Below are 24,932 nucleotides of genomic sequence, written 5' to 3'. Positions count from 1 at the left end.
TTGTCCCACTTAATGGGAGGCAGATGTGCGCGTGACGGAGGCTTTCGACGCCGTGGCCGGCCGCTACGACGAGGCCCGACGCCGGCTGGTGCCCTGCTTCGACGCGTTCTACGGCACCGCGATCGAGGTGGCCGCGCCGCCGCTGCGGGCCGCGCTGGCCGCCGGGCGTACCCCCGAGGTGCTGGACCTCGGCGCGGGCACCGGCCTGCTCTCCCTGCTGCTGTCCGCGGCGGTCCCCGGCGTCCGGCTGACGCTTGTGGACGGCGCGCCCGCCATGCTCGCGGTCGCCACCGGCCACCTGACCGCCCGCGGGGTGCCGCACCGCACGGTCCACGCCGACCTGGCCGACCCGCTGCCCGCCGGCCGCTACGACGCGGTGGTCTCCGCGCTGGCCATCCACCACCTCGACGACGACGGCAAGCGGGCGCTCTACCGCCGGGCGGCGGACGCGCTCGTGCCCGGCGGTGTGTTCGTCAACGCCGAGCAGGTGGCCGGCCCCACCCCGGCGCTGGACCGGCGCTACGACGAGGTGTGGACGGCGCGGATCACCGAGTTGGGCTCCGACGCCGACGAGATCGCCGCCTCCCGGGCACGGATGCGCTACGACCGGCCGGCCGCCGTGGCCGACCAGTGTCGCTGGCTCGGCGAGGCCGGGCTGGCGGACGTGGACTGCTTCTTCAAGGAATGGCGCTTCGCCGTCTTCGGCGGTCGCCGTCCGCAGTGACCCCGGTGTCCGGTTCCCCGGTCCGCGCGAGCGGGGATGACTGGCGGTCATACCGGTGGGTATTCTGCTCGGCATGACCGCCAAGGTGACACTGTCGTTCTCCGACGAGACCATCGAGGAGGCGCGCCGGTTCGCCAAGCGGGAAGGGCTCTCCCTCTCCGCCTGGATGGACCGGGCCGCCCGGGAGAAGGCGCTGCGCGAGGTCTTCACCGCGCACGCCGCCGCGGTCAGCCGAGCCGGCCTGGACCTGGAATCCGCCGCCCTGGCCGACGCCCAGGAGGCCGCGATGGTCGACGACGCCCTGTTCGGCGGCGGGCGTCCGCGTGCTGCGTAGGGGCGAGGTCTGGCGCATCTCCGGCGCCCGGGAACGGTACGGCCTGGTCATCAGCTCCGACGTCTACAACGCCACCGACGTGCCGATCGTGATCGTGGCCGAGGTGGTCGAGGAGTCGCTGCTGCGCGACTCGCCGCTCGCGGTACGCACGGGCGGCTTCGTGGTGATGCCCGACCGGCTCTCCTCGCCGATGAAGAAGTGGTTCACCGAGTGCGTGGACGTGGCGGACGCCGAGACCATGCAGCGGGTCGGCCGGGCGCTGCGGATCCTCCAGGAGCTGTGACGATCTCACCGTTGCGGTCCGGCGGACGTGCGGTAGCCGTTTCCGGCCCGACGCGCGCGGGGCACCCCGGGGAAACCGCCCGTTCCTAGCGTCCTCCTCGTCACCGACGAGGAGGAGTCGCCGTGAGCACGCTCGCTTCAGCCCCGACCCCGACCGCGCCCCCGGCGCCGGCCGCCACCGGCCGCCCGGGACCGATCACCGACTGGCGTCCGGAGGACCCGGCGTTCTGGGCCGCCGGCGGCGCCCGGATCGCCCGACGCAACCTGTGGGTGTCGATCTTCGCCGAGCACGTCGGCTTCTCGGTGTGGAGCCTCTGGTCGGTGACCGTGCTCTTCCTCGGCCCCGGCTACGGCATCGACCCGGCCGGGAAGTTCCTGCTCACCGCCGTGCCGGCCGCGTTGGGCGCGGTGCTGCGGCTGCCGTACACGCTGGCGGTGGCCCGGTTCGGCGGCCGGAACTGGACCATCGTCAGCGTGTTGCTGCTGCTGGTGCCGGCGGTGCCGATGGCGGTGCTGATCCGGCCCGGCGTGTCGTACGCCACGCTGATGGTGCTGGCCTGCCTGTCCGGCGTGGGCGGCGGCAACTTCGCCTCCTCGATGGCGAACATCAACCTGTTCTTCCCGGACCGGCTCAAGGGGCGGGCGCTCGGGCTCAACGCCGGCGGCGGCAACCTCGGCGTACCGGCGGTGCAGCTCGTCGGGCTGGCGGTGCTGGCCACCGCGGGGGCCGCGTACCCCTGGCTCGTGCCGGCCGTCTACCTGCCGCTGATCGTGCTCGCCGCGCTGGCCGCGGCGCGGTGGTTGGACAACGTCCCGGGCGCGCGCAACGAGCCGGGCGCGCTGCGCGCGGCGGCCCGTGACCCGCACACCTGGGTGATGTCGCTGCTCTACGTCGGGACGTTCGGCTCGTTCATCGGCTTCGGCTTCGCCTTCGGTCAGGTGCTCCAGCTCCAGTTCGCCGGCCGGTTCCCGACCCCGGTCGACGCCGCCTGGCTGACCTTCCTCGGGCCGTTGGTCGGCTCGCTGGTCCGGCCGGTCGGTGGCCAGCTCGCCGACCGGCTCGGTGGGGCGCGCGTCACGTTCTGGAACTTCGTCGCGATGGCCGGCGGCGCCGGGCTGGTGCTGTACGCCGCCCGGGACCGCTCCTTCCCGCTCTACCTGGCCGGGTTCCTGGCGCTGTTCGTGTTCTCCGGGATCGGCAACGGCTCGACGTACAAGATGATCCCGGCGATCTTCCGGGCCCGGGCCGTCACCGAGGCCGAGCTGACCGGGGACCGGGAGGCGGCGCAGCGGCGGGCGCGGCGCCTGGCCGGCGCGCTGATCGGCATCGCCGGCGCGGTGGGCGCGTCCGGCGGGGTGCTGGTGAACGTGGCGTTCCGGCAGTCGTTCCTGACGTCCGGCACCGCCGACGCCGCCTACCTGGCGTTCGTCGGCTGGTACGCGTTGTGCTTCCTGGTGACCTGGGCGGTGTACCTGCGACCGGGGCCGGGTAGGCTGGCCGGCGTGTGACAGGCGCCACGCGCAGGCGCAGGTCGAGCGCGGGGCGACCCCGTTTTGACCTGCCACCGGGCGGCCGGGTATCGTTGCCTGCTGTTGTACGACATTCTTAGGCGTGCCGCATCAGGTACGCTTGGTCGTTCGTGCGCGCTGGTTCGACTGGGAAGCCCCGGTTACCTCGGCGCGCGACCCCAGACCGACGACGAGACAAGGTAGACCTGTGCGTACGTACAGCCCGAAGCCGGGTGAGATCGAGCGTCAGTGGCACGTCATCGACGCCTCTGATGTCGTGCTGGGCCGCCTGGCGACCCACGCCGCCACGCTGCTGCGTGGCAAGCACAAGCCGACTTTCGCGCCGCACGTCGACACGGGCGACTTCGTCGTCATCGTGAACGCGGGCAAGGTCGCGCTGACCGGCAACAAGCGCCAGACCAAGGTCGCTTACCGCCACTCCGGTTACCCGGGTGGTCTGAAGCGGGTCGGCTACGACGAGCTGCTCACCAAGCGGCCCGAGCGGGCCATCGAGCTGGCCGTGAAGGGCATGCTCCCGCACAACAAGCTGGGCCGTCAGATTCTCAAGAAGCTGAAGGTCTACGCCGGTGCCGAGCACCCGCACGGCGCGCAGCAGCCGGCGCCGTTCGAGATCAAGCAGATCGCGCAGTGAGCGCGGGCGAAGGAAGCAGCATGACCGACATCACCGAGACCGAGGTCGCCCCCGAGGCCACCGAGGCGCCGGCGCCCGTCGCGCGCGCGCCCCGCGGTGACCGCCCGATCCAGACCGTGGGCCGTCGCAAGGAAGCCATCGTCCGGGTCCGGATCGTCCCGGGCAGCGGCAAGATCACCTGCAACGGCCGCGACCTCGAGGCCTACTTCCCGAGCAAGGTGCACCAGCAGCTCATCAAGGACCCGCTGGTCACCGCCGAGAAGCCCGAGGCGTTCGACGTGATCGCCAACCTGCGGGGCGGCGGCACCACCGGCCAGGCCGGCGCGCTGCGGCTCGCCATCGCCCGGGCGCTGATCGTCAACGAGCCCGACGACCGTCCGGCCCTGAAGAAGGCCGGCTTCCTGACCCGTGACGCCCGGGTCAAGGAGAGCAAGAAGTACGGCCTCAAGAAGGCCCGTAAGGCTCCCCAGTACTCGAAGCGCTGATCACCAGCGTCTTGTACTTCTGACGGACGGCCGGGTCCGCCTCCCTTCTGCGGGGGCGGCCCGGCCGTTCCGCGTTTCTCTCCTCAACGGCAGTTCCACGGAGGTTGGCGGGTATGGGCCGGTTGTTCGGCACGGACGGCGTACGCGGGCGGGCGAACGCGGATCTCACCCCGGAGTTGGCGCTCGCGGTCGCGGTGGCCGCGGCCCACACACTGGCCGAGACCGACCGGAGTCATCCGCCGCTCGCGGTGGTGGGTCGGGACACCCGGGCCAGCGGCGAGATGCTGGAGGCGGCGGTGGTCGCCGGCCTGACCAGCGCCGGCGCCAACGTGGTGCGGGTGGGTGTGCTGCCCACCCCGGCGGTGGCGTTCCTCACCGCCGAGATCAAGGCCGACCTGGGCGTGATGCTCTCCGCCTCGCACAACCCGATGCCGGACAACGGCATCAAGCTCTTCGCCGCCGGGGGGCACAAGCTGCCCGACGAGATCGAGATGCGGATCGAGGCGGCCGTCGAGGCGAACGCCACCACCGCCTGGGACCGGCCGGTCGGCGCCGGGGTGGGCCGGGTGAACGACCTGCTCGACGGGGCGGACCACTACGTCCAGCACCTGGTCGGCACCGTGCCGCACCGGCTCGACGGGATCAAGGTCGTGGTGGACTGCGCCAACGGCGCGGCGGCCGATGTGGCCCCGGTGGCCTACCAGGAGGCCGGCGCCGAGGTCATCGCCATCCACGCCGAGCCGGACGGCCTCAACATCAACGACGGGTGCGGCTCCAACCACCTCGACGCGGTGCGCGCCGCAGTGGTCGAGCACGGCGCGCATCTCGGCCTCGCCCACGACGGCGACGCCGACCGGTGCGTCGCGGTCAGCGCCGACGGCGCGGAGGTCGACGGCGACCAGGTGATGGCGATCCTCGCGCTGGCCATGCGGGACGCCGGCGAGCTGACCCAGGACACCCTGGTCGCCACCGTGATGAGCAACCTCGGCCTGCGGCTGGCCATGTCCGCGCACGGCATCCGGCTGGTCGAGACCAAGGTCGGTGACCGGTACGTGCTGGAGGAGTTGCGCGCCTCCGGCCTGGCGCTGGGCGGCGAGCAGAGCGGCCACATCGTGCTGCCCGCGTTCGCCACCACCGGCGACGGCGTGCTCACCGGCCTGCACCTGATGGCCCGGATGGCGGCCACCGGCGCCTCCCTGGCCGAGCTGGCCGCCGTGGTCACCAAGCTGCCCCAGGTGCTGATCAACGTGCCGGTGGGCGACCGGACCGTGGGCGCCGCCGCGCCGGCCGTCCGCGCCGAGGTCGAGCGGGCCGAGGCCGAGCTGGGCGAGACCGGCCGGGTGCTGCTGCGCCCGTCCGGCACCGAGCCGCTGGTGCGGGTGATGGTCGAGGCGGCCACCGAGGACACCGCACGCGCGGTAGCCGAGCGCATCGCCGAGCAGGTCCGCACCGCCAGCCCGGTCGCCTGATCGGGCCAGCCCGCGTACCGCGGGATCGGAGCCGCCGCCCGGTCGCCCGCCCAGTCGGGCGGCCGGTCAGAGCCGCAGCCGGGTGGCCCGGTCGAACGTGTCGGCCGGGTCCTCGCCGTCGGTGAGGTCGACGTCCTCGACGATCCGGCCGTCGCCGAGCCGGATCAACCGGTCGCACCGGGCGGCGACGGCCCGCTCGTGCGTGGCCAGCAGGATCGTCATGGCGTGCTGGTCCCGCAGGTCGAGCAGCAGGTCGAGGATCTGCGCGCCGGTGGTGGAGTCCAGGTTGCCGGTGGGCTCGTCGGCCAGCAGCAGCCGGGGCCGGCCCATCAGCGCCCGGGCGATGGCGACCCGCTGCTGCTGACCGCCGGAGAGCTGGGCCGGCAGTGCCCGCTCCCGGCCGGCCAGCCCGACGGCCGCCAGCAGCTCCCGGGCCCGGGCCGGGTGGTCGGCGCGACCGGCCCGCAGCGGCAGCACCGGGGCGATCACGTTGTCCAGCACGGTCAGTGCCGGCAGCAGGTGGTAGCGCTGGAAGACGAAGCCGACCCGCTGCCGGTAGCGGGCCAGCGCGGCCCGGCGCAGCGCGGTGACCTCGACGTCGTCCACCGTCAGCCGGCCCCGGTCGGCCCGCTCGATCGCGCCGATCAGGTGCAGCAGGGTGGACTTGCCGGAGCCGCTCGGCCCGGTCAGCGCCACCACCGAACCGCCCGCGATCTCCAGGGAGACGTCGTCGACGGCGGTGAGCCGCTCGGTGCCGGCGCCGAACGCGCGGACCAGCCCCTCCGCCCGCACGGTGCTTCCGGTGCTCGGTTCCATTGTCACTCCTCGGCCAGTAGTCGCGCGGTGGGCAGGCGGCGCAGCAGTCCGGCCGGGACGAGCGCCGCGAGACAGGTGAGCAGCACCCCGGCCAGGGCGACCAGGGCCGCGACGGTCACCAGGGCGGCCGGCACGTCGCCGACCAGCCAGGCCGCGCCAGCCAGGCCGAGCCCGCCGCCGGCGGTCGCGCCCAGCCCGCCGAGGAGCAGCGCCTGGTAGCCGATCAGGCGGGCCAGCGCGCCGTCGGTCCAGCCGGTGGCCCGCAGCGTGGCCAGCTCGGTGGCCCGGTCCCGGACGTCCAGGTAGAGCACGTCGGCGACGGCGGCGGCGCCGAGCAGCACGGTGGCCGCCGCGGCGAGCGTGTCCGCGCCGCGCACGCTCAACGACACGGTGTCGCCGAGCAGGCTGCCGACGACCGCGCCGCGGAACGCGTAGCCGACGGCGCCGACCACTGTGAGCGCGGCCACGCCGATGGCGAGCGCGGCGGCGCCGAGCAGCGTGCGCCCGGGGACGCGAGCCAGGTTGACCACTGCCATCCCGGCGATGCTCCGGGACCGGCGGGCCCGGAACGTGCCGGCCACCGGTGGGCGCAGCGCGGCGGCCGGGTGGGCGCGTGCGGCCCGCAGCGCGGGCGCCAGGCCCGCGACCAGCGCCAGCAGCAGGGCCACCGGTACGGCGACCAGCGCCCGCCGCCAGTCGACGTCGATGTCGAGGGCGCGGCCGAGCGGGACGGCCAGGCCGACCGCGAGCAGCCCGGCGACCAGGCCGAGCGTGGCGACCTCGCCGAGCACGAGTGCGCCGATGCGACGCGCCGGCCAGCCGAGGCAGGCCAGGACCGCAAGCTCGGACCGGCGGTCCCGGACGGCGGCGGTGACCGCGTTGCCGAGGAAGAGCGCGCAGACCACCAGCACCAGCGCGAACAGCACGGCGCTCTTCCGGTCGACCGCGCGGGTGATGACCGAGGCGACGCCGAGGGCCGACCAGTTCTCGGTCAGCCGCAGGTCGGGGCGGCCGAACGCGCCGGCCGGCAGCTCGACGGTCTGCGGGGCGGGGGAGGAGCCGAGCGTGATGTCCACGTCGAGGCCGGTGGTGGTGGCGATCTTCTCGGCGATCAGCCGGACCCGCTCGGCGGACCGCTCGCTCCAACCGTCCACGTCGGCCACCCGGACCCGGATCGCGCTGATCGGCGCGGTGCGCTGCGGGCTGCTGCCGGCCGAGAGCAGCCCGGGCACGCTGGACAGGCTGGTGAGCAGCAGCGGCGGCGCGGACAGGTACCCGGCCGGGTTGCCGCTCGGCTCCAGCGGTCGCCCGCCCAACGCCGCGCGGCTGCGGTCGTCGGCCCCGTCGGCGCGCGGCGGCTCGTACGTCTCCAGCGGCACCTTGCCCAGGTCGCTGAAGCCGGTCAGTTTCTCCGGGTCGAAGAGCCCCACGGCCTGCCACTGCCGGGCGTCCCGGTCGCCACGACCCAACCGGAGCTGGGTCAGCGGCCGGTAGCCGGTGTCCTCGCTGAGCCACGGTCGGGGCAGCGTGACCAGATCCTGCGAGTCGCCGTACACGGCCGGGTCGGCGGGCGCCGGGCGGACCCGCAGCGCGCCGTCGGGTAGCCGGTCGTAGCCGGCCTGCCCCGGCTGCACGACGACCTGCAACTGGCCGTGGCAGCAGGTACGCGGACCGAGCCCGGCGGCGAGTTGGGCCCGGTAGGCGCTCAGCGCGTCCCGTTGCGTGCCACCGGCCGGGGTGGCCGGTACGCCGCGCAGCCGTCCGGCCAGCTCCCGGGGCGGCACGCCGGCGATGGTGCGGTCCAGCGGCAGGCGGGTGTAGCTGGCCCGGATCGCGCCGTCGAGGAACGGGCGGCTGGTGGCGAGCACCGGCAGCGTCCGGCTGGACAGGCCGCGCTCCCGGGTCACCACTGTGGTGTCGGTGGCGGTGAGCGGCCGGCCGGTGACCACCGCGGCGTCGAGGCCGACCAGTTTCTGCTCGGCGCCGGGGTCGACGGCGGCGAGCAGGAACGGCACGGTCAGGCGCACCGTCACGGTCACGCGGGAAGCCGGGATGGCGGGGGCGTCGAGGTTGGTGACGCCCTCGGTCGCCGGCCGCTCGAAGCGCCCACCGGGCAGCATCCGGAACGTCTCCACCTTCCACAGTTGCCGTTCGCTGACGTCCTGCAACCCGTTCGACTGCTCGATGCGCAGGTCGCAGAGCGGCGCGGTACGCCCACCCGGCAGCACCTCCCGGGGCAGCAGCCCGCAGTCGTTGGTGTCGTACGTCCGCCCGTCGGTGTAGCGCACCGCGTCCGGGTAGTACTCGTCGCCGATGACCGGGTAGAGCAGCGGATGCGTGGTGACGTACACGTAGGTGGGCTGGGCCGGCGCGTGGCTCAGGCCGCGCTCGGCGAGGAACTCGCGGTCGATGCGGATGAGCTGCCGGTCCAGCGCGGGGTCGACGGCCGCGGTGACGTCGAGCGGCACCTCGATCGACGTGGTGGAGTAGCCGAGCATGGCGATCGGGGCGGCGACGTCCACTCCCTCGACGGCCCGGACCCGGTCGTACTGCGCGGTGGTGATGCCGCCGTAGCTGCCGGAGAGATAGTTGGGCCGGACCAGGCCGCGCTCCGCCTCCAACGGCGTGCGCGTCCCTTTGGGCCGGACCAGGATGTCGTAGGCGGCCCGGGTGTTGCGTTCCACGGTGCCGGTCACGGCCAGCCGGGAGGTGGTGGTGGCGCCGGTCAGCACCACGAAACCGGTGGTGGCCACCAGCACGCCGACCAGCAGCGCCACCGAGCGGCCGGCCCGACCGCGCAGTTGACCCCAGATGAACCCGACCATCGCGCCTCCCCGTGTGCTGAGCACACTCTGCGCGATACATTGTGACAATGCAAGGCCCCGCCCGGGGCACCCGCCCGGAACCGGATCGGAGAAGACGGTGGCGATCCAACACGCGGTCCTGGCCCTGCTCGCCCGCGGCCCCAGCTACGGCTACGAGCTGAAGAGCGCGTTCGAGGCGGCGGTCGGGCCGCAGTGGGGCCCGCTCAACATCGGGCACCTCTACCAGATCCTCGACCGGCTCTCCCGCGACGGCCTGGTGGTGGCCGAGCGGCAGCCGCAACCGGTCAAGCCCGACCGGGTGGTCTACGAGATCACCGCCGACGGCCGCGCCGAACTCGACCGCTGGCTGACCGCGCCCAGCCCGCGCAGCGGCGGCTTCCGGGACGACTTCTTCCTCAAGGTGACCGCCGCCGCCCGGTCCGGCCGGGCCGACACCGTCCGGACCGTGCTGGCCAACCAGCGCGGCCACCTCATGCGGGAGCTGCGCAACCTCGACGGGCTGCGCCGGCAGGCCGACGACCCGGTGGTCCGGCTGCTGCTCTCGGCCGCCGGCCGGCACGTCGAGGCGGACCTGGCCTTCGTCGACGACGCCGAGGCGGCGCTGCTCGCCGACGGCGGCGCCACGCTCACCGGCCTCGCCGCCGCGCCCTCGGCCGCCGGGTCCGCCGCGCCCCCGGCCGTCGGCTCCGGCCCGTCCGGCGAGGACGCCGGCCCGGCGCGGGCGGCCGGCTAGCTCCGGGCCGGGGGCGGCGGGGTCAGCAGGTGGGCAGGCGGCGCAGGAAACGGGCGGCCAGCTCGCGTACGCCGTCGGCGTCCAGCTCCAGCGCCGGCCCGGCGATCGTCACCTCGGCCAGCGCCATCCCGGGCACCGCACTGTCCCGCCAGCCGCCGACGAACCACGCGCGCTCCTGCTCGGCCAGCGCCAGGTTGGCCGCGTCCAGCGCCGCCGCCGGATACGGCAGCCAGAACCGGAACTGGTGGGTGTGCGGCGGCGCCGGATGCACCCGGGCGCCCGGCAGCGCGGCCAGCGCCTCCGCCACCACCGTCGCGTGCCGCACGTACCCGCCCAGCCGGGGCAGCTCCCGCTGGAGCCCGACGAGCGCGGCGAGCGCCGCCGGCCACTGCTGGAACAGTGTGCCGCCGTACCGGTGCCGCCAGGTGCGCGCGTACCCGACCAGCTCCGCGTCACCGGCCAGCGCCGCGCCGGAGTGACCGCCGAGGGACTTGTAGAACGAGACGTACGTGCTGTCGGCGAGCGCCGCGATCTCGGCCGCCGAGTGGCCCAGGTGGACCGTCGACTCCCAGATCCGGGCGCCGTCGACGTGCACCCGCGCGCCCCGCGCCCGGGCCGCCGCCACGACCGCGACCAGCTCGTCCCAGGTGGGCAGCACGAACCCGGCGTCGCGCAGCGGCAACTCCAGGAAGAGCGTGCCGATCGGCTCGTCGAGCGCCGCCACCTCCTCGGCCGTCGGGTTGCGCGGCGCGGACGTGGTGTGCACCGCTCGCACGCCGGCGAGCAGCGCGTACGCGTCGCGCTCGTGCAGCAGCGGATGGCTGAGCGGGTGCAGGCCGACAGCGGCCCGGCCGGTCAGCTCCGCGCCGTGACGCATGGCCACCTGCTGGGCCATCGTGCCGGTGGGGAAGAACGCCACCGCCGCCACGCCGAGCAGCTCCGCGACCCGCTGCTCCAGCTCCGCGACCGGGCCGCCCGCACCGTAGACGTCGGGCAGGTCGTCGCCGGCCGTCGCGGCGAGCGCGGCCACCTGCTCCCGCACCGACTCCGGGCGTACGCCGGAGAGCATCCTGTCGCAGCCGCGCTGGGCGGCGAGCCGGCGCAGCCGCTCGGCGTACCCGTCGCTCATCCGCGGTCCCGGAGCCGACGCAGTCGGGTCACCGCCTCGGCCAGCACCTCCGGCCGCTTGCAGAACGCGAACCGGACCAGCCGGCGACCCGCGGCCGTGTCGTCGTAGAACACCTGCGTCGGCACCGCCACCACGCCGCACCGCTCCGGCAGGGACCGGCAGAACTCCACCCCGTCCCGGCCGCCGAGCGCGGTGACGTCGGCGGTGACGAAGTATGTCCCCTCCGGCGCGAGCACGCCGAACCCGGCGTCGGCCAGCCCGGCGACCAGTTGGTCCCGGCGGCGTTGCAGGTCGTCCCGGAAGCCGGTGAAGTACGCGTCCGGCAGGCCGAGCGCCACCGCCACGGCCGGCTGCAACGGGCCGGCGTTCACGAACGTGAGGAACTGCTTCACCCGCAGCACGGCGGCCACCAGCGACGCTGGGCCGCTCACCCAGCCCACCTTCCAGCCGGTGCAGGAGAACGTCTTGCCGGCCGAGGAGACCCGCAGCGTCCGCTCCCGCATGCCCGGCAGCGTGGCCAGCGGCAGGTGCGCCGCGGCGGCGTCGGTGAAGACGAGATGCTCGTAGACCTCGTCGGTGACCGCGTACGTGCCGTGCTCCCGGCACAGCTCGGCGACCAGCGCCAGCTCGTCGGCGGTGAAGACCTTCCCGGTCGGGTTGTGCGGCGAGTTCAGCAGCACCAACCGGGTCCGCGGCCCGAACGCGGCACGCAACTCGGCCGGGTCGAAGGCGTACCGGCCGTCGGCGCCGGGTCGCAGCGTCACCGGGCGGCGGACCGCCCCGGCCAGCGCGATCGAGGCGGCGTACGAGTCGTAGTACGGCTCGAAGCAGACCACCTCGTCACCGGCCTCGCAGAGCGCGAGGATGCTCGCCGCGACCGCCTCGGTCGCGCCGGCCGTCACCACGACCTCGCCGTCCGGGTCGTACTCCAGGTTCCAGAACCGGCGCTGGTGCGCCGCGACGGCCGCGCGCAACGCGGGGATCCCCGGTCCCGGCGGATACTGGTTGTGGCCGGTGCGCAGCGCCTCCGCGGCGGCGGCGAGCATCTCCGGCGGGCCGTCCGTGTCGGGGAAGCCCTGCCCCAGGTTGACCGCGCCGGTGCGCACGGCCAGCGCGGACATCTCGGCGAAGATGGTGGTGCCGAACGGCCGCATCCGGGCCACCAGCGGATCGGTCGTGGTCACGGCGGCCAGCCTACGGCCCGCCGCCGGACCCTCACCACCCGAAGCAGGTCGCGCCGTATTCTCCCGAGTTCCGCGAGACGACCTTGCCGTTGATGCTGATCCGGCAGCTCACCTCGCCGGACTCGGCCGGGGTCGCGATCACCTGCACCCGCTCGCGGTCGTTCGCGGTGAACCGCAGCCGCCACGGCGCGTCCACGTCGTCGAGCTGGAGGAAGTTGGCGTCGGCGTCGTAGAACTGCACGTACACCTGGTCGGCCCCGGTCACCTCGTAGACGACGGTGAACCGGCCGGGCCCGCCGGAGGGCGTGGTGACCGGGACGGCCGGCGCCGGGGTCGGCTCGTCGGTGAACCCGTCGGGCTCGGCCGGCCCGTCGATGAACGGCCGCTCGTAGGGCTCGCCGGAGTTGCTCCTCCCGTCGGTGAGACCGCCGAGCACGCCCAGGCCGACGCAGCCGCAGACGGCCAGCACCAGCGCGACGACCAGGGTGATCACCAGTCCGATCGCCCAGCCCGCGTTCGACCGGCGCGGCGCCCCACCGGGGTACGCGTACGGCGGCGGGTAGGGCCCGGGCGGGTACGCGGCCGGCGGGTAGCCCGCCGCCGGGTACGACCCGGGCGGGTAGGCGGCCGGTGGGTAGGGCCCCGGCGGGTACGCGGTCGACGGCGGGTACGCGGTCGACGGCTGGTCCGGTGCCCCCGGCTCACCCGGGTGGTGCGGACCGTGCGGGTGGTGCGGACCGTTCGGGTCGCCCGGGTGGTGCGGACCGCCCGGGTGGCCCGGAGCGGGACCGCCCGGTGGTGCGGCGGCCGGCCCGTCGGGCGGTGAGCCGTGCCCGCTGCCGGGGTGGGGCGGCGCGGCGGAGGCGGGCGGCGCCCACGGGTTCGGGTCCCACGCCGGCGGCGACCACGGCGAGGGCGGCGCCCAGGGCTGCGGCGCGGCGAGCGCGTCCGGTGGCGTCCAGGAGGCGGGCTCCCCGGCGCCCGGCGTCGCGGTCGGGTCGACCGGGCCGGGGGTCGGCTCGGGACTGGGGGTCGTCTCGGACATCGGCTCAGCTCACAGGGGTACGGCGCGGACGACCGCGGAGGGTGGACCGGGGCTGCCGCCCGGGCCTCTCAATGTAGGGCGCGGCGGCCATCCACGCGGCCCGCCCCGGCCGGCACCCGAGATCGCGGTACGTCGGGGAGTGGATCACTCACGTACCGTGGCGGTTTGTCCGGTTGGCGGCCTCCGCTGACCGGTTCGCTCAAGTTCAGTGATCGTTGAGCCGCCTTCCGCGCACGCGCGATGAGCGAAACTCGGCTAGGCTGCGGACCATGTGTGGAATCGTGGGTTACGCCGGCGCGCGCCCGGCGCTCGGCATCGTGCTCGACGGACTGCGGCGGCTGGAATACCGCGGCTACGACTCGGCCGGCGTCGCCGTCGTCTGCGACGACGAGCTGCTGACCGAGAAGAAGGCCGGCAAGCTGGCCAACCTGGAGAAGGTGCTCTCCGAGCGGGCCGCCGACAACCCCGAGGACTGCGCCGCCAGCCCGATCGGCATCGGCGACGGCACCACCGGCATCGGCCACACCCGGTGGGCCACGCACGGCGGGCCGACCGACCGCAACGCCCACCCGCACGTCTCCCCGGACGGGCGGGTCGCGGTGATCCACAACGGCATCATCGAGAACTTCGCGAAGCTGCGCACCGAGCTGGAGGACGAGGGCGTCGAGTTCGCCAGCGACACCGACACCGAGTGCGCGGCGCACCTGATCGCCCGCGCGTTGGCCGACCTGCGCGCGGCCGGTGAGACCGACACCCCGCAGCTGCTCGCCGCCGCCATGCGGGTGGTCTGCGAGCGCCTCGAAGGCGCGTTCACGCTGCTCGCCGTGGATGCCGCCATCCCCGGCGCGGTGGTCGGCGCCCGGCGCAACTCGCCCCTGGTGGTGGGTCGCGGCGACGGCGAGAACTACCTGGCCAGCGACGTGGCCGCGTTCATCGAGCACACCCGGGACGCGGTCGAGCTGGGCCAGGACCAGATCGTCCTGATCACGCCGGAGAGCATCGAGATCACCGACTTCGCCGGCCAGCCCGCGGCCGGCAAGGACTTCCACATCGACTGGGACTCGTCGGCCGCCGAGAAGGGTGGCTACGACTGGTTCATGCTCAAGGAGATCGAGGAGCAGCCGCAGGCCATCGCCGACACGCTGCTCGGCCGGCTCACCGAGAGCGGCGAGATCGCCCTCGACGAGGTCCGCCTCAGCGAGCAGGACCTGCGCGACGTCGACAAGATCTTCATCGTCGCCTGCGGCACCGCGTACCACGCCGGTCTGGTCGCCAAGTACGCCATCGAGCACTGGACCCGGATCCCCTGCGAGGTGGAGCTGGCCAGCGAGTTCCGGTACCGCGACCCGGTGCTGGACCGGTCCACGCTGATCGTGGTGATCTCGCAGTCCGGCGAGACCATGGACACGCTGATGGCGCTGCGTCACGCCAAGGAGCAGAAGGCCCGGGTGCTGGCCGTCTGCAACACCAACGGCTCGACCATCCCGCGCGAGTCGGACGCGGTGCTCTACACCCACGGCGGCCCGGAGATCGCGGTCGCCTCCACCAAGGCGTTCCTCACCCAGGTCGTGGCCTGCTACCTGATCGGCCTGCACCTGGCGCAGGTGCGGGGCATCAAGTTCGCCGACGAGGTGGGCGCGGTGGTGGCCCAGCTCCAGGAGATGCCGGGCAAGCTGCGTGAGCTGCTCGACCGGATCGAGCCGGTGCGCGAGCTGGCCCGTGAGTTGAAGTCCGAGCCGACCGTGCTGTTCATCGGCCGGCACGTGGGTTACCCGGTGGCGCTGGAGGGCGCGCTGAAGCTCAAGGAGTTGGCGTACATGCACGCCGAGGGCTTCGCCGCCGGTGAGCTGAAGCACGGCCCGATCGCGCTGATCGACAAGGGCACGCCGGTGATCTGCATCGTGCCGTCGCCGGTCGGCCGGGGCATGCTGCACGACAAGGTCGTCTCCAACATCCAGGAGGTGCGGGCCCGGGGCGCCCGCACCATCGTGATCGCGGAGGAGGGCGACCAGGCGGTGGTCCGCTACGCCGACCACCTGATCTACGTGCCGCGTACGCCGACGCTGCTGGCGCCGCTGGTGACCACCGTGCCGCTCCAGGTGCTCGCCGCGGAGATCGCCGCCGCCCGTGGGCACGACGTCGACCAGCCGCGGAACCTGGCCAAGTCGGTCACGGTCGAGTAACCGACCCGCCTCCGCCACGGCCCCTCCGCCCACACCGGAGGGGCCGTGGCGTCTTCCCGCCCGGCGTCCGCACCCGCCGCCTGCCGTCGGCCGCTCCGACCGGCCCGCCCGTGGCGCTCGTCCGCTCATTGGCCCAGCACGATCCGGGCCATCCCGTCCAGGGCCGGATTGTCGGCGTCCCAGTAGCCGGTGTGGCCGTGCCGCCCGCTCGGGAAGCGCCGGCTGCCGAAGCCCGGCGCGCTCGGATCGGCGCCGAACCAGAGCCGCTCGCGGTGCCGGTGGTGTGCGGCCAGCACCGGGCCGAGCGGCGTACCGGCCAGCACGGCGCGACGGGCCAGCTCGTCCGGCGGGTGGGCCAGCCGGATCACGTCGTCGGGCGCGGTCGACGCCCAGACCTGGCCGGCCGGCATCCGCAGCTCGGCCGCGTGGTCGACGCCGACGCCGGGTGAGCCGACGAAGACCAGCGCGTCGGCGCCCAGCCCGTGGTCGCGGGCGGCGGTGCCGACGACCAGCGAGCCGTAGCTGTGCCCGAGCACGGTCTGCCGGGCCGGCGGCCCGTCGTGGGTGGCCCGCAGCCCTTCCTGGAACCGGTGCAGCGCCGGGCCGGCGGCCTCCGCCGGCCGGGTGCCGGACGCCTCGGGGAGGAAGTCCGGCGCATCGTAGTCCAGCCAGAGGACCGCCGCCGCCTCCTCGCCCGGCCCGATCGCCGCGCACCGCTCGAGCACCCGGGCGGCCCGGCCCAACTCGGCCGGGGCGTCCGCGAGGTCGGCGGTCATCCCGGGGACGTAGGTCAGCACCGCGCCGGCCCGGTCGGGGTTGCCGAGCGCCACCACCGCCCGACCGTCCCCGGCGGGGTCGAGCCCCAGCAGGTACGCCCGCGGGGCCCCCGACGTGGCCAGCCGCTCGGCCAGCCCGTCCAGGCCGCGCAACGCCGCCTCGACCCCGGCCAGCCGGGCCCGCCGGGCCACCTCCGCCGGGCCGGCCGGCAGCGGTCGCCGCAGCGCGAGGCGGCGCGCGAGCAGCTCCTCCCGCCGGTCGGCCAGCAGCAGCCGGTTGGCCTGGTCGCGGGCGGTCACCGGCACGCCGTCGAGGTGGCCGACCCGACCCGGCTCGTGCCCGACCAGCCACCGCCGCTCGGCCGGGCTCAGGCCGGCCCACCAGCGGCTCACCTCGGCCGGACCGGCGCCGGGCCCCGGTCGCCAGGCGGGCGGCACGCTGACCCAGCCGGTCACCGCCGCGGTGGCGACCTCCGCCAGCCGGTCGGCCGCCTCCCGGTCCGCCGCGCCGGCCAGCGCGAGCGCGTCCCGGATCCCGGCCTGTGCCCGCACCACGGCGGGGCCGGTCCGGGTGACGGGCCGGGCGGGATCCGGCCGGACCGTGCCGGAGCGGTCCACCCGCAGGCCGCCGCTCTCGGCGCGGACCACCTCGGCGTCGAGGCGGGCCTTCGCCGCGCCCACCCGGCTGGCGAACTCGGCGAGCGTCTGGTCGACCTCGACCAGCGCGGGCAGCACCTCGGTCAACGAGGTGCGCAGCTCACCGAGGCGCCGTTGCGCGGCCGTCGAGGCCGCGCCGGACCAGCCGGGCCGGAGCGCGTCGGCTCGGGCGGCCAGCCCGGCGGCCCGGTGACGCACCGGGCCGGCGAGCCCACGCCAGGCCGCCCCGGTGGCGAGCCAGGCGCCCGGCTCGGCGCGCCAGAGCTGCGCGTAGCCGACCGGACCCGGGTCGGACCGGCGATCTCGTGCGGTGGCTGCCCGGCGGGGTGCGGGAGTTCCTCGGTCGTGGGTGGCTCCCGCCGGGTGCGGACGGGTGCCGGCCGGCCCCGGGCCCCGGGTGGCGCCCGCCGGTCTCGGGCCTCGGGTGGCGCCCGCCGGTCTCGGGCCTCGGGTGGCGCCCGCCGGGCGCGGGCGGCGACGCGTCTCGCCGCCGGTCACCGGGCGCCGCCCGGAGCGACGCCCGCCGGAACCGGGCGGACGGGGAGGCCGGCGGCGCTCAGCGTGAGGCGGCGGGCGGCCCGGTCGTCCACCGCCTCGTAGCCGTCCGCGCCGCCGCGCAGCGCCTCGGCGGTGGTGGCCACCCGGGCCGCGAGCGCGCCGGACCAGCGGCGCAGCGCGGCGTCCAGCTCGTCGAGCGCCGCGTCGGCCCGCCAGCCGTCCGGTGGCGGCGGCACCGGCCCCGGCGCCCCGCCCGGCCCGTACGCCAGCCGGTGCGCGTCGTCGGTCAGCTCCCGGGCCACCGCGCGCAGCAGCTCCGGATCGACGCTGAACGGCTCCTCGACCACGACGACCTCCCCACCCCGCCGAGCCCATCGGCCGGACCCGGACAGCGGGGACGCTAGGCCGGTGAGAGTCGACCGCGTCGACCCTGTGGACAACGTCCCCGGTTGTCCACAGGGCCGTCCCGGCGCCCCGCCCGGCCCTCGCACCGCCGGTAGGGTGAGGCCGTGATCGCAGCCGACGGGAACGGACGGGGCGGGACGGCATGAGACCGGTGTGGCGGGTCGCGGATGTTCGCGCGGCGGAGGCGGGGCTGATGGCGACCCTCCCGTCCGGCGCGCTGATGCAGCGGGCGGCGGCCGGGCTGGCCCGCCGTTGCGCGCTGCTGCTGGCGGACCGGGGCGGCGTCTACGGCGCCCGGGTGCTGCTGCTCGTCGGTTCCGGTGACAACGGCGGCGACGCGCTCTACGCGGGGGCGCGCCTGGCCCGCCGGGGCGCGGCGGTCGCCGCCCTGCTGCTCACCCCGGAGCGCGCCCACGCCGACGGCCTGGCCGCGCTGCGTGCCGCCGGTGGGCAGGTGGTCGACCGGCCACCCGCCGGGGTCGACCTGGTGCTCGACGGCATCGTGGGCATCGGTGGCACCGGTGGGCTGCGGGAGACCGCCGACCAGCTCGCCGCGAGCCTGACCGAGCACCGGGGTCGGGACGGCACGCGGGCCACCGTGGTCGCGGTGGACGTGCCGAGCGGCGTCGCGGTCGACACCGGCCACGTCCCGCTTACCGACGCCGGCCGGCCGCGCGCGGTCCACGCCGACGTGACGGTGGCGTTCGGCGCGCTCAAGCCGGCTCTGGTGGTCGGCCCGGCCGCCGCGCTGGCCGGGCAGGTCGACCTGGTCGACATCGGGCTCACCCCGTGGCTGCGCGGGTCCCCGGCGCTGGGGGTGACCGAGTGGTCCGACGTGGCCGCCTGGTGGCCGGCGCTGGGCGCCGCGTCGGAGAAGTACTCCCGCGGGGTGGTCGGGGTGGCGACCGGTTCCGCCACCTACCCGGGTGCGGCGGTGCTCTCGGTCGGCGGCGCGCTGGCCGGTCCCGCCGGCCTGGTCCGCTACGCCGGCGGCGCCCGGGCCGAGGTGGTGCACCAGCACCCGTCCGTGATCGCCACCGACCGGGTCGCCGACGCCGGCCGGGTGCAGGCCTGGGTCTGCGGCTCCGGGCTCGGCACCGGTGACGCGTCCGCCGCCGAGTTGCGCGCGGTGCTGGCCACGTCGGTGCCGGTGGTGCTGGACGCCGACGCGCTGACGCTGCTGGTCGACGGCAAGCTCGCCGATCGGCTGCGCGGGCGGGACGCCCCGATCGTGGTGACCCCGCACGACCGGGAGTACGCCCGGCTCTGTGGCGAGATGCCCGGTGCGGACCGGGTCGCCGCGGCGCTGCGGCTGGCCGCCTGGATGAACGCGGTGGTGCTGCTCAAGGGGGACCGGACGATCGTCGGCACGCCCGACGGCCGGGCGTACGTGAACCCGACCGGCACCCCGGCGCTTGCCACCGGCGGCACCGGCGACGTGCTGGCCGGGCTGCTCGGCTCGCTGCTCGCGGCCGGTCTGGCCCCGGAACGGGCGGCCGCCGCCGCGGCGTACCTGCACGGGCTGGCCGGTCGGGAGGCGGCCCGCGGTGGCCCGGTGACCGCGCCCGACGTGGCCGCCGCGCTGCGTCCGGTGCTTGCCCGCCTGGCCTGATCCGGGTGCGGGCGCTGGCCGGCGGGGGCACCGGCCGCGCGGCTCCCGGCCACGATGATCACCGGCGGAAGTAGGCTGGGGGCATGTGGCAGTCGGAGGTGCGCGTCGATCTCGACGCGATCCGGGAGAACGTGGCCCGGCTCAAGGCCGGCACCAGCGCCGAGCTGATGGCGGTGGTCAAGGCCGACGGGTACGGGCACGGCATGGCGCCGGCGGCTCGCGCGGCGCTCGACGCCGGGGCGGACCAGCTCGGCGTCTGCACCCTGGACGAGGCGCTCCGGCTGCGTCAGGAGGGGATCACCGCGCCGGTGCTGGCCTGGCTGCTCGATCCGGGTCTGCCGCTGCACGACGGGATCACCGTCGGCGTCGACCTGGGCTGCGCCAGCCTGAGCCAGCTCGACGAGATGATCGAGGCGAGTCGCCGGGCGGACCGCCCGGCCCGGCTCCACCTCAAGATCGACACCGGGCTGTCCCGGGGCGGGGCCACGGTCGCCGACTGGCCGACGTTGCTGGAGGCCGCCGCGAAGGCCCAGGCCGACGGCCTGGTCGAGGTGGTCGGCGTGTGGAGCCACTTCGTGTACGCGGACTCGCCCGGCCACCCCACCACGGATCGCCAGCTCGCCGTCTTCCGGGAAGGGCTGGAGATGGTCACGCGGGCCGGCCTGCGGCCCCGTTACCGGCACCTGGCCAACTCGGCGGCCACGCTCACCCGGCCGGACACCCACTTCGACCTGGTCCGTCCCGGCATCGCGGTCTACGGTCTGTCACCGATCGCGGGCGAGCGGTTCGGCCTGCGCCCGGCGATGACCGCCCGGGCCCGGGTGATGCTGACCAAGCGGGTGCCGGCCGGCACCGGCGTCTCCTACGGCCACACCTACCTCACCGAGGCGGAGAGCAACCTGGCCGTGGTGCCGCTCGGCTACGCCGACGGGGTGCCCCGGCACGCCTCGAACACCGGTCCGGTGCTGCTCGGCGGCGAGCGGCGGACCATCTCGGGGCGGGTGTGCATGGACCAGTTCGTGGTCGACTGCGGTGACGACGAGGTGGCCGCCGGCGACGTGGTGACGCTGTTCGGCAGCGGCGCGGCCGGCGAGCCCACCGCCGACGACTGGGCCGAGGCGGTCGGCACCATCAACTACGAGATCGTCACCCGGTTCGGCGGTGTGCGGGTGCCCCGCGTCTACGACGGCGAGAAGCCGTGAGCCAGCGGCTGCGGGTGCCGCGTCCGCGAGGTGCCGCGGGGAAGGTCGCCGGGCTGGTCGGCGCCGCCGTCGGGGTGGCCGCCGCCGGGCTCGCGGCGGGCGTGGTCAGCGAGCGGGTGCTGGTCCGCCGGCTCAAGAACGACCCCGCCGACCGGTACGCGCACGAGGTTTTCGGGCGGCAGCGCCACGACGAGGCGTACCGGCTGGAGATGCCGGACGGCACCGACATCCACGTGGAGGTGGTCGAGCCGACCCGGCCGGTCGCCGGGCACCCGACCGTGGTGCTGGTGCACGGCTTCTGCCTGGACATGGGCACGTTCCACTTCCAGCGCAAGCTGCTCGCCGAGCGGGGCGACTACCGGGTGGTGGCGTACGACCAGCCGGGGCACGGCCGGTCCGGGCGGCTGGAGACCGGTGAGTACGACCTGACCGCGCTGGGCCGCACGTTGCGCCGGGTGCTCGACGAGGTGGTCCCGGAGGGGCCGCTGGTGCTGATCGGGCACTCGATGGGCGGCATGACGATCATGGCGTTGGCCGAGCTGTACCCGGAGCTGTTCGGCGACCGGGTGGTCGGCACCGTGCTGATGGCCACCTCGGGGGGCCTGGCGGCGGAGACGAAGCTGGTGGCGCCCGCGCTGCTCGGTCGCGTGGGCGCGCCGGTGCTCTACATGATGAGCAACGCCACCCGGTACGGCGGCACGGTGATCGACAAGGCCCGCAAGTCGACCTCGAACGTGGCCTGGCTGCTCACCCGCAAGTACGGGTTCGGCACCCCGAAGCCCAGCCCCGCCCTGGTGTCGTACGTGGAGACGATGAACTCCCGCACCTCGGCCGACACGGTCACCCGTTACCTGCGGACGCTGGCCACGCACTCGCGGTTCCCGGCGCTCGCCGCGCTGGCCGGCACGCCGGTGCTGGTGATCGTGGGGGACAAGGACATGATCACGCCGGTGACGCACTCGGAGGAGATCGTCCGGCGGCTGCCGGAGGCCGAGTTCGTGAAGATCCACGACAGCGGGCACGTGGTGATGCTGGAGCACGCCGACGAGGTCAACGCGGCGCTGGAGCGGTTCCTGGAGTCGCTGTGACGGTGGTGGTGGAGCTGCGGACCCTCGACGACACCCACGGGTTCGGGCGGCGGCTGGCCGGCGTGCTGCGCGCCGGTGACCTGCTGCTGCTCAGCGGTCCGCTGGGGGCCGGCAAGACCGCGCTGACCCAGGGCGTCGGCGCCGGCCTGGGCGTACGCGGCGACATCACGTCGCCCACCTTCGTCATCGCCCGCGTGCACCGGCCGGACCCGGCGCGGGGCGGCCGGGTGCCGCTGGTGCACGCCGACGCGTACCGGTTGGGGGAGTCCGCCGATCCGCGCGCCGAGATCGACGACCTCGACCTGGACGCCTCGGTGGACGAGGCGGTGACCGTGGTGGAGTGGGGCGAGGGGATGGTCGAGCAGTTGGTCGACGCGCACCTGCGGGTCTGCATCGACCGGCGGGACGACGACACGCGGGTGGTCACGCTGGAGCCGGTGGGCGGCGACTGGGCGGCCCGGCTGGCGACCCTCGACTGAGCGCTGTCGTACCCGCTGCCTAGAGTCCCGGGGACGACTGCGAAAGGTTGCCGATGCCCGACGACGTTCCCGCCCTCGACCTGTTGGCGCTCCTGCCCGAGCCGTGGCGGGAGGCGCTCACCCCGCACCTCGATTCGGCCCGCACCGCGGCGTTGGCCGACTTCGTCGCCCGGGAGTACGCGACCGCCACGGTCTTTCCCCCGCTGGCGGACCTGTTCTCCGCCTACCGGTTGTGCGGGCCGGCGGAGACCCGGGTGCTCATCCTCGGGCAGGACCCCTACCACAAGGCGGGGCAGGCGCACGGGTTGAGCTTCAGCGTGCGGGAGGGCGTGGCGGTGCCGCCGTCGCTGCGCAACGTCTTCAAGGAGCTCGGCGAGGACCTGGGCGTGCCGAAGCCGCGCAGCGGCAACCTCGACGGCTGGGCCGCCCAGGGTGTGCTGCTGCTCAACTCGGTGCTCACGGTCCGCCAGGCCACCCCCGGCTCGCACGCCAACCGGGGCTGGGAGGAGTTCACCGACGCCACCATCCGGGCGCTCGACGCGCTCGACCAGCGGGTGGTCTTCCTGCTGTGGGGCGGCTACGCGCGCAAGAAGGCGGCGCTGGTCACGAATGCGCGGCACGTGGTGCTGGAGGCCGGCCACCCGAGCCCGATGAACCCGCGCGGCTTCCTGGGCAGCCGTCCGTTCAGCGCGGCCAACAAGGCGCTCGCCGACGCCGGTCTGCCCACCGTCGACTGGGAACGCTCAGCCGGCTGACCCGCCGGTGCGGTCGGCCGTGTCGGCCGTTCCTGCTGCGCCGGCCGTTCCTGCTGCGCCGGCCGTCAGGCGGTGCCGGTGCCGGCGCAGCAGCTCGGCCGCGCGCCGGTCGGCCACCTCCACCTGGACCAGCGGCTCGACCGGGTAGGTGCGCCCACCCAGCCGCACCTCGATCGGCTCGGGCAGTTCCTCGACCATCCGGGCCCGCAGCTCGCCGTGGCGGGTCCGCCAGCGGTGCTCGCCCGGCTCCTCGGGCTCGTGGCGTACGCCGCCCCACTCCTCCCAGCGGGCGTTCCACCGCTGGGCGAGCGCCCGAGACAGGAACGCGGTGAACGAGGGGGAGTCCCGCCACCGCACGGCGATCTCGACCGCCTCCACCGGTATCGGCGCGCCCTGCACCACGGCCGCCGTGCTGCCGGCCAGCACGTGGGGCAGGTCGCCGAGCGCGTCGACCAGGCGGTCCAGCCCGAGGCGATCGAGCCGCTCGACCGGGTCGGTGCCGGCCAGCTCGTCGAGCGCCGCGTCCAGGTGGCTGTCGAGCGGCTCGGCCTCGACCCGTAGCTGCCGGTCGAGTGCGGCGAGGAGACGCTCCACGGTGGTCAGGCCGGGTAGCCGGTCGCCTCGCTCGATCCGGGCGATGGCGGCCTGGCTCAACCCGGCGCGGGCGGCCAGCGCCTGTTGGGTGAGCCCGGCCCGGTCGCGTTCGTGCCGCAGCGTGCGGGCGATCTGATGGGCCAGGTGACTCTCCGTCATCCCGGCAGGGTGGCATGTCGCGGCGGAACGATATACCACTGGGTCATATTTATGACACCTGGGTATATCGCTTCACGGCATAGTGTTCCCTCCGGACGCTACCGTCCGTGACGGCATGCGGTGGGCGGCCCAGGTCGGGGGACGGGCTAGGCTGGCTTACCGTGCTCGTACTCGTGGTGGACTCCTCGACGCCCGCGGTGACCGCGGCGCTGGCCGAGGTCTCGGCGGACGGCGTCGTGCTGCGCGCGTCCCGGTGCACGGTCGACGCCCGGGCCCACGGCGAGCTGCTCGCGCCGCAGGTCGACGCGGTGCTCGCCGACGTGGGCGCGCGCCCGGCCGACCTGGGCGCGATCGTCGCCGGCCTCGGCCCGGGGCCGTTCACCGGGCTGCGGGTGGGGCTGGTCACCGCCGCCACCATGGCCCAGGTGCTCGGCGTCCCCACGTACGGCGTCTGCTCGCTGGACGGCCTCGGCCAGCCGACCGCCGCAAGCCACCCCGCCGCCGCAAGCCACCCCGCCGCCGCAAGCCACGCCGCCGCCGCGGGCGAGCTGGTGCTGGCGGCGAGCGACGCGCGGCGGCGCGAGGTCTACTGGGCCGTCTACGACGGCGCCGGGCGGCGCGTCGCCGGCCCGGACGTGGCCGCCCCGGCGGTCGTCGCCGAACGAGCCCGCGATCTGGCGGTCACCGTCGCGGTCGGCGACGGCGCCCAGCGGTACGCGGACGTGCTCGGCCTGCCGGTGCGGGCCGAGCCGCGCTACCCGGACCCGCTGGCGCTGGCCCGACTCGCCGCCGAGCGGATCCGTGCGGGTGTCCCGGGTGAGGCGCTCACCCCGCTCTACCTGCGCCGCCCGGACGCGGTGGCGGCCACCGGCCACAAGCCGGTCCTGCGATGAGGCTGAGCCGGTTCCGCTGGTGGCACGTCGACGAGGTGCTGCCCATCGAGGCGGACCTGTTCGGCGCCGAGCAGTGGTCCCCGGGCATGTTCTGGAACGAACTCGCCAACGGGCACTTCTACCTGGTCGCCATCGACGACGACGGCGCGGTGGCCGGCTACGCCGGGTTGGCCGCGGCCCCGCCCGACGAGGCATGGGTGCAGAACATCGCGGTCCGCCGGGACGCCCAACGCCGGGGCGTGGGCCGGCTGCTGCTGGAGGCGCTGCTCGCCGAGGCGGCCCGGCGCGGCATCCGCAGCACGCTGCTGGAGGTCGCCGCCGACAACGCCCCCGCACAGCGGCTCTACGCCACGTACGGCTTCGAGCCGATCGGCGTGCGGCGCGGCTACTACCAACCGAGCAACACCGACGCGCTGGTCATGCAGCGCCACGAGGACTGAACGC

At 75.2% G+C, this 24,932-nt stretch carries 24 protein-coding genes; 16 read left to right on the top strand and 8 right to left on the bottom strand.

The window, feature by feature from the left end; all coding sequences use genetic code 11:
* The first annotated feature begins 31 nt into the window (after positions 1 to 31).
* The 7 genes from OG767_RS28170 (at position 32) to glmM (ending at position 5,455) form a co-directional block, all read left to right on the top strand.
* Complete coding sequence (locus tag OG767_RS28170) at positions 32 to 724, top strand: class I SAM-dependent methyltransferase (protein ID WP_405091209.1); 693 nt, start codon at positions 32 to 34, stop codon at positions 722 to 724.
* A gap of 73 nt (positions 725 to 797) precedes the next feature.
* On the top strand, positions 798 to 1,058 hold the full coding sequence (locus OG767_RS28165; RefSeq protein WP_405091208.1) for a DUF6364 family protein: 261 nt from the start codon (positions 798 to 800) through the stop codon (positions 1,056 to 1,058).
* Complete coding sequence (locus OG767_RS28160; RefSeq protein WP_281938046.1) at positions 1,048 to 1,341, top strand: type II toxin-antitoxin system PemK/MazF family toxin; 294 nt, start codon at positions 1,048 to 1,050, stop codon at positions 1,339 to 1,341. The genes OG767_RS28165 and OG767_RS28160 overlap by 11 nt, the downstream gene beginning before the upstream one ends.
* 122 nt (positions 1,342 to 1,463) lie before the next feature.
* The gene (locus tag OG767_RS28155; protein ID WP_405091207.1) at positions 1,464 to 2,849 is read left to right on the top strand and encodes an MFS transporter; all 1,386 of its coding nucleotides are present in this window, start codon (positions 1,464 to 1,466) and stop codon (positions 2,847 to 2,849) included.
* 208 nt (positions 2,850 to 3,057) lie between these two features.
* Positions 3,058 to 3,501, top strand: a complete 444-nt coding sequence (rplM, locus tag OG767_RS28150) for a 50S ribosomal protein L13 (RefSeq protein ID WP_174528511.1) — start codon at positions 3,058 to 3,060, stop codon at positions 3,499 to 3,501.
* A 20-nt stretch (positions 3,502 to 3,521) separates the two neighbouring features.
* Complete coding sequence (gene rpsI, locus OG767_RS28145; RefSeq protein ID WP_088998399.1) at positions 3,522 to 3,986, top strand: 30S ribosomal protein S9; 465 nt, start codon at positions 3,522 to 3,524, stop codon at positions 3,984 to 3,986.
* A 113-nt stretch (positions 3,987 to 4,099) separates the two neighbouring features.
* Complete coding sequence (glmM, locus tag OG767_RS28140; protein WP_405091206.1) at positions 4,100 to 5,455, top strand: phosphoglucosamine mutase; 1,356 nt, start codon at positions 4,100 to 4,102, stop codon at positions 5,453 to 5,455.
* A gap of 66 nt (positions 5,456 to 5,521) precedes the next feature.
* On the opposite strand, the gene OG767_RS28135 is transcribed toward glmM, so the two are convergent.
* Both OG767_RS28135 and OG767_RS28130 read right to left on the bottom strand, forming a co-directional pair.
* Positions 5,522 to 6,271, bottom strand: a complete 750-nt coding sequence (locus OG767_RS28135; RefSeq protein ID WP_405091205.1) for an ABC transporter ATP-binding protein — start codon at positions 6,269 to 6,271, stop codon at positions 5,522 to 5,524.
* Between the two features lie 2 nt (positions 6,272 to 6,273).
* Positions 6,274 to 9,096 (bottom strand): FtsX-like permease family protein, encoded by a 2,823-nt coding sequence (locus OG767_RS28130; RefSeq protein ID WP_405091204.1) that lies wholly within the window; start codon positions 9,094 to 9,096, stop codon positions 6,274 to 6,276.
* A gap of 97 nt (positions 9,097 to 9,193) precedes the next feature.
* Between OG767_RS28130 and OG767_RS28125 the strand changes: the two genes are divergently transcribed.
* Positions 9,194 to 9,829, top strand: coding sequence for a helix-turn-helix transcriptional regulator (locus OG767_RS28125; protein ID WP_405091203.1), 636 nt, complete (start codon positions 9,194 to 9,196; stop codon positions 9,827 to 9,829).
* Between the two features lie 22 nt (positions 9,830 to 9,851).
* Here the strand turns inward: OG767_RS28125 and OG767_RS28120 are convergent, their stop codons facing one another.
* Genes OG767_RS28120 through OG767_RS28110 form a run of 3 tightly spaced genes read right to left on the bottom strand, consistent with a single transcriptional unit; the run spans position 9,852 to position 13,187 of the window.
* Entirely contained in the window at positions 9,852 to 10,958 is a 1,107-nt protein-coding gene (locus tag OG767_RS28120) for a threonine aldolase family protein (RefSeq protein WP_405091202.1), read from the bottom strand.
* Positions 10,955 to 12,142, bottom strand: a complete 1,188-nt coding sequence (locus OG767_RS28115; RefSeq protein WP_405091201.1) for a pyridoxal phosphate-dependent aminotransferase — start codon at positions 12,140 to 12,142, stop codon at positions 10,955 to 10,957. The genes OG767_RS28120 and OG767_RS28115 overlap by 4 nt, the downstream gene beginning before the upstream one ends.
* A 31-nt stretch (positions 12,143 to 12,173) precedes the next feature.
* A complete protein-coding gene (locus OG767_RS28110; protein WP_405091200.1) occupies positions 12,174 to 13,187 on the bottom strand; it encodes an MmpS family transport accessory protein in 1,014 nt (337 codons plus the stop codon).
* A gap of 269 nt (positions 13,188 to 13,456) precedes the next feature.
* On the opposite strand from OG767_RS28110, the gene glmS reads away from it, so the two are divergent.
* The gene (gene glmS, locus OG767_RS28105) at positions 13,457 to 15,370 is read left to right on the top strand and encodes a glutamine--fructose-6-phosphate transaminase (isomerizing) (RefSeq protein WP_281938037.1); all 1,914 of its coding nucleotides are present in this window, start codon (positions 13,457 to 13,459) and stop codon (positions 15,368 to 15,370) included.
* 125 nt (positions 15,371 to 15,495) lie between these two features.
* On the opposite strand, the gene OG767_RS28100 is transcribed toward glmS, so the two are convergent.
* Both OG767_RS28100 and OG767_RS28095 read right to left on the bottom strand, forming a co-directional pair.
* Positions 15,496 to 17,001, bottom strand: a complete 1,506-nt coding sequence (locus tag OG767_RS28100) for an alpha/beta hydrolase (RefSeq protein WP_405091199.1) — start codon at positions 16,999 to 17,001, stop codon at positions 15,496 to 15,498.
* A 296-nt stretch (positions 17,002 to 17,297) separates the two neighbouring features.
* Positions 17,298 to 17,648 carry a hypothetical protein gene (locus OG767_RS28095; RefSeq protein ID WP_405091198.1) on the bottom strand — a complete coding sequence of 117 codons (351 nt, stop codon included), beginning with the start codon at positions 17,646 to 17,648 and terminating at the stop codon, positions 17,298 to 17,300.
* Between the two features lie 200 nt (positions 17,649 to 17,848).
* Here OG767_RS28095 and OG767_RS28090 point away from each other — a divergent pair, with 200 nt between their 5' ends.
* From OG767_RS28090 to ung, 5 genes are all read left to right on the top strand, one after another.
* Positions 17,849 to 19,318: an NAD(P)H-hydrate dehydratase gene (locus OG767_RS28090; protein ID WP_405091197.1), complete on the top strand. Its 1,470-nt coding sequence runs from the start codon at positions 17,849 to 17,851 to the stop codon at positions 19,316 to 19,318.
* 83 nt (positions 19,319 to 19,401) lie between these two features.
* Positions 19,402 to 20,520: an alanine racemase gene (alr, locus tag OG767_RS28085; RefSeq protein ID WP_405091196.1), complete on the top strand. Its 1,119-nt coding sequence runs from the start codon at positions 19,402 to 19,404 to the stop codon at positions 20,518 to 20,520.
* Positions 20,517 to 21,608 carry an alpha/beta fold hydrolase gene (locus OG767_RS28080; protein WP_405091195.1) on the top strand — a complete coding sequence of 364 codons (1,092 nt, stop codon included), beginning with the start codon at positions 20,517 to 20,519 and terminating at the stop codon, positions 21,606 to 21,608. Before alr ends, OG767_RS28080 begins: the two co-directional genes overlap by 4 nt.
* Positions 21,605 to 22,087 (top strand): tRNA (adenosine(37)-N6)-threonylcarbamoyltransferase complex ATPase subunit type 1 TsaE, encoded by a 483-nt coding sequence (gene tsaE, locus OG767_RS28075; RefSeq protein ID WP_405091194.1) that lies wholly within the window; start codon positions 21,605 to 21,607, stop codon positions 22,085 to 22,087. The genes OG767_RS28080 and tsaE overlap by 4 nt, the downstream gene beginning before the upstream one ends.
* A 53-nt stretch (positions 22,088 to 22,140) precedes the next feature.
* On the top strand, positions 22,141 to 22,842 hold the full coding sequence (gene ung, locus OG767_RS28070) for a uracil-DNA glycosylase (RefSeq protein WP_405091193.1): 702 nt from the start codon (positions 22,141 to 22,143) through the stop codon (positions 22,840 to 22,842).
* Here ung and OG767_RS28065 read toward each other — a convergent pair.
* Positions 22,831 to 23,595: a helix-turn-helix domain-containing protein gene (locus OG767_RS28065; protein WP_405091192.1), complete on the bottom strand. Its 765-nt coding sequence runs from the start codon at positions 23,593 to 23,595 to the stop codon at positions 22,831 to 22,833. The genes ung and OG767_RS28065 overlap by 12 nt on opposite strands.
* A gap of 161 nt (positions 23,596 to 23,756) precedes the next feature.
* Between OG767_RS28065 and tsaB the strand changes: the two genes are divergently transcribed.
* Together tsaB and rimI are read left to right on the top strand one after the other, a co-directional pair.
* Entirely contained in the window at positions 23,757 to 24,488 is a 732-nt protein-coding gene (gene tsaB / locus OG767_RS28060) for a tRNA (adenosine(37)-N6)-threonylcarbamoyltransferase complex dimerization subunit type 1 TsaB (RefSeq protein ID WP_405091191.1), read from the top strand.
* Positions 24,485 to 24,928 (top strand): ribosomal protein S18-alanine N-acetyltransferase, encoded by a 444-nt coding sequence (gene rimI / locus OG767_RS28055; RefSeq protein WP_405091190.1) that lies wholly within the window; start codon positions 24,485 to 24,487, stop codon positions 24,926 to 24,928. The genes tsaB and rimI overlap by 4 nt, the downstream gene beginning before the upstream one ends.
* Positions 24,929 to 24,932 lie beyond the last annotated feature (4 nt).

The sequence above is a fragment of the Micromonospora sp. NBC_01392 genome (assembly GCF_045040125.1).
GTDB lineage: Bacteria > Actinomycetota > Actinomycetes > Mycobacteriales > Micromonosporaceae > Micromonospora.
Note: the sequence above shows the minus strand (reverse complement) of the source record. Positions and strands in the feature narration are given on the sequence as shown.

Bases quoted from the DNA above. Each gene is read 5' to 3' on its own strand.
- OG767_RS28165 (WP_405091208.1), top strand. From the start codon at position 798: ATGACCGCCAAGGTGACACTGTCGTTCTCCGACGAGACCATCGAGGAG.
- OG767_RS28120 (WP_405091202.1), bottom strand. From the start codon at position 10,958: ATGAGCGACGGGTACGCCGAGCGGCTGCGCCGGCTCGCCGCCCAGCGC.
- glmM (WP_405091206.1), top strand. From the start codon at position 4,100: ATGGGCCGGTTGTTCGGCACGGACGGCGTACGCGGGCGGGCGAACGCG.
- OG767_RS28090 (WP_405091197.1), top strand. From the start codon at position 17,849: ATGAGACCGGTGTGGCGGGTCGCGGATGTTCGCGCGGCGGAGGCGGGG.
- OG767_RS28130 (WP_405091204.1), bottom strand. From the start codon at position 9,096: ATGGTCGGGTTCATCTGGGGTCAACTGCGCGGTCGGGCCGGCCGCTCG.
- rimI (WP_405091190.1), top strand. From the start codon at position 24,485: ATGAGGCTGAGCCGGTTCCGCTGGTGGCACGTCGACGAGGTGCTGCCC.
- rpsI (WP_088998399.1), top strand. From the start codon at position 3,522: ATGACCGACATCACCGAGACCGAGGTCGCCCCCGAGGCCACCGAGGCG.
- OG767_RS28065 (WP_405091192.1), bottom strand. From the start codon at position 23,595: ATGACGGAGAGTCACCTGGCCCATCAGATCGCCCGCACGCTGCGGCAC.
- OG767_RS28135 (WP_405091205.1), bottom strand. From the start codon at position 6,271: ATGGAACCGAGCACCGGAAGCACCGTGCGGGCGGAGGGGCTGGTCCGC.
- OG767_RS28110 (WP_405091200.1), bottom strand. From the start codon at position 13,187: ATGTCCGAGACGACCCCCAGTCCCGAGCCGACCCCCGGCCCGGTCGAC.
- alr (WP_405091196.1), top strand. From the start codon at position 19,402: ATGTGGCAGTCGGAGGTGCGCGTCGATCTCGACGCGATCCGGGAGAAC.
- glmS (WP_281938037.1), top strand. From the start codon at position 13,457: ATGTGTGGAATCGTGGGTTACGCCGGCGCGCGCCCGGCGCTCGGCATC.
- ung (WP_405091193.1), top strand. From the start codon at position 22,141: ATGCCCGACGACGTTCCCGCCCTCGACCTGTTGGCGCTCCTGCCCGAG.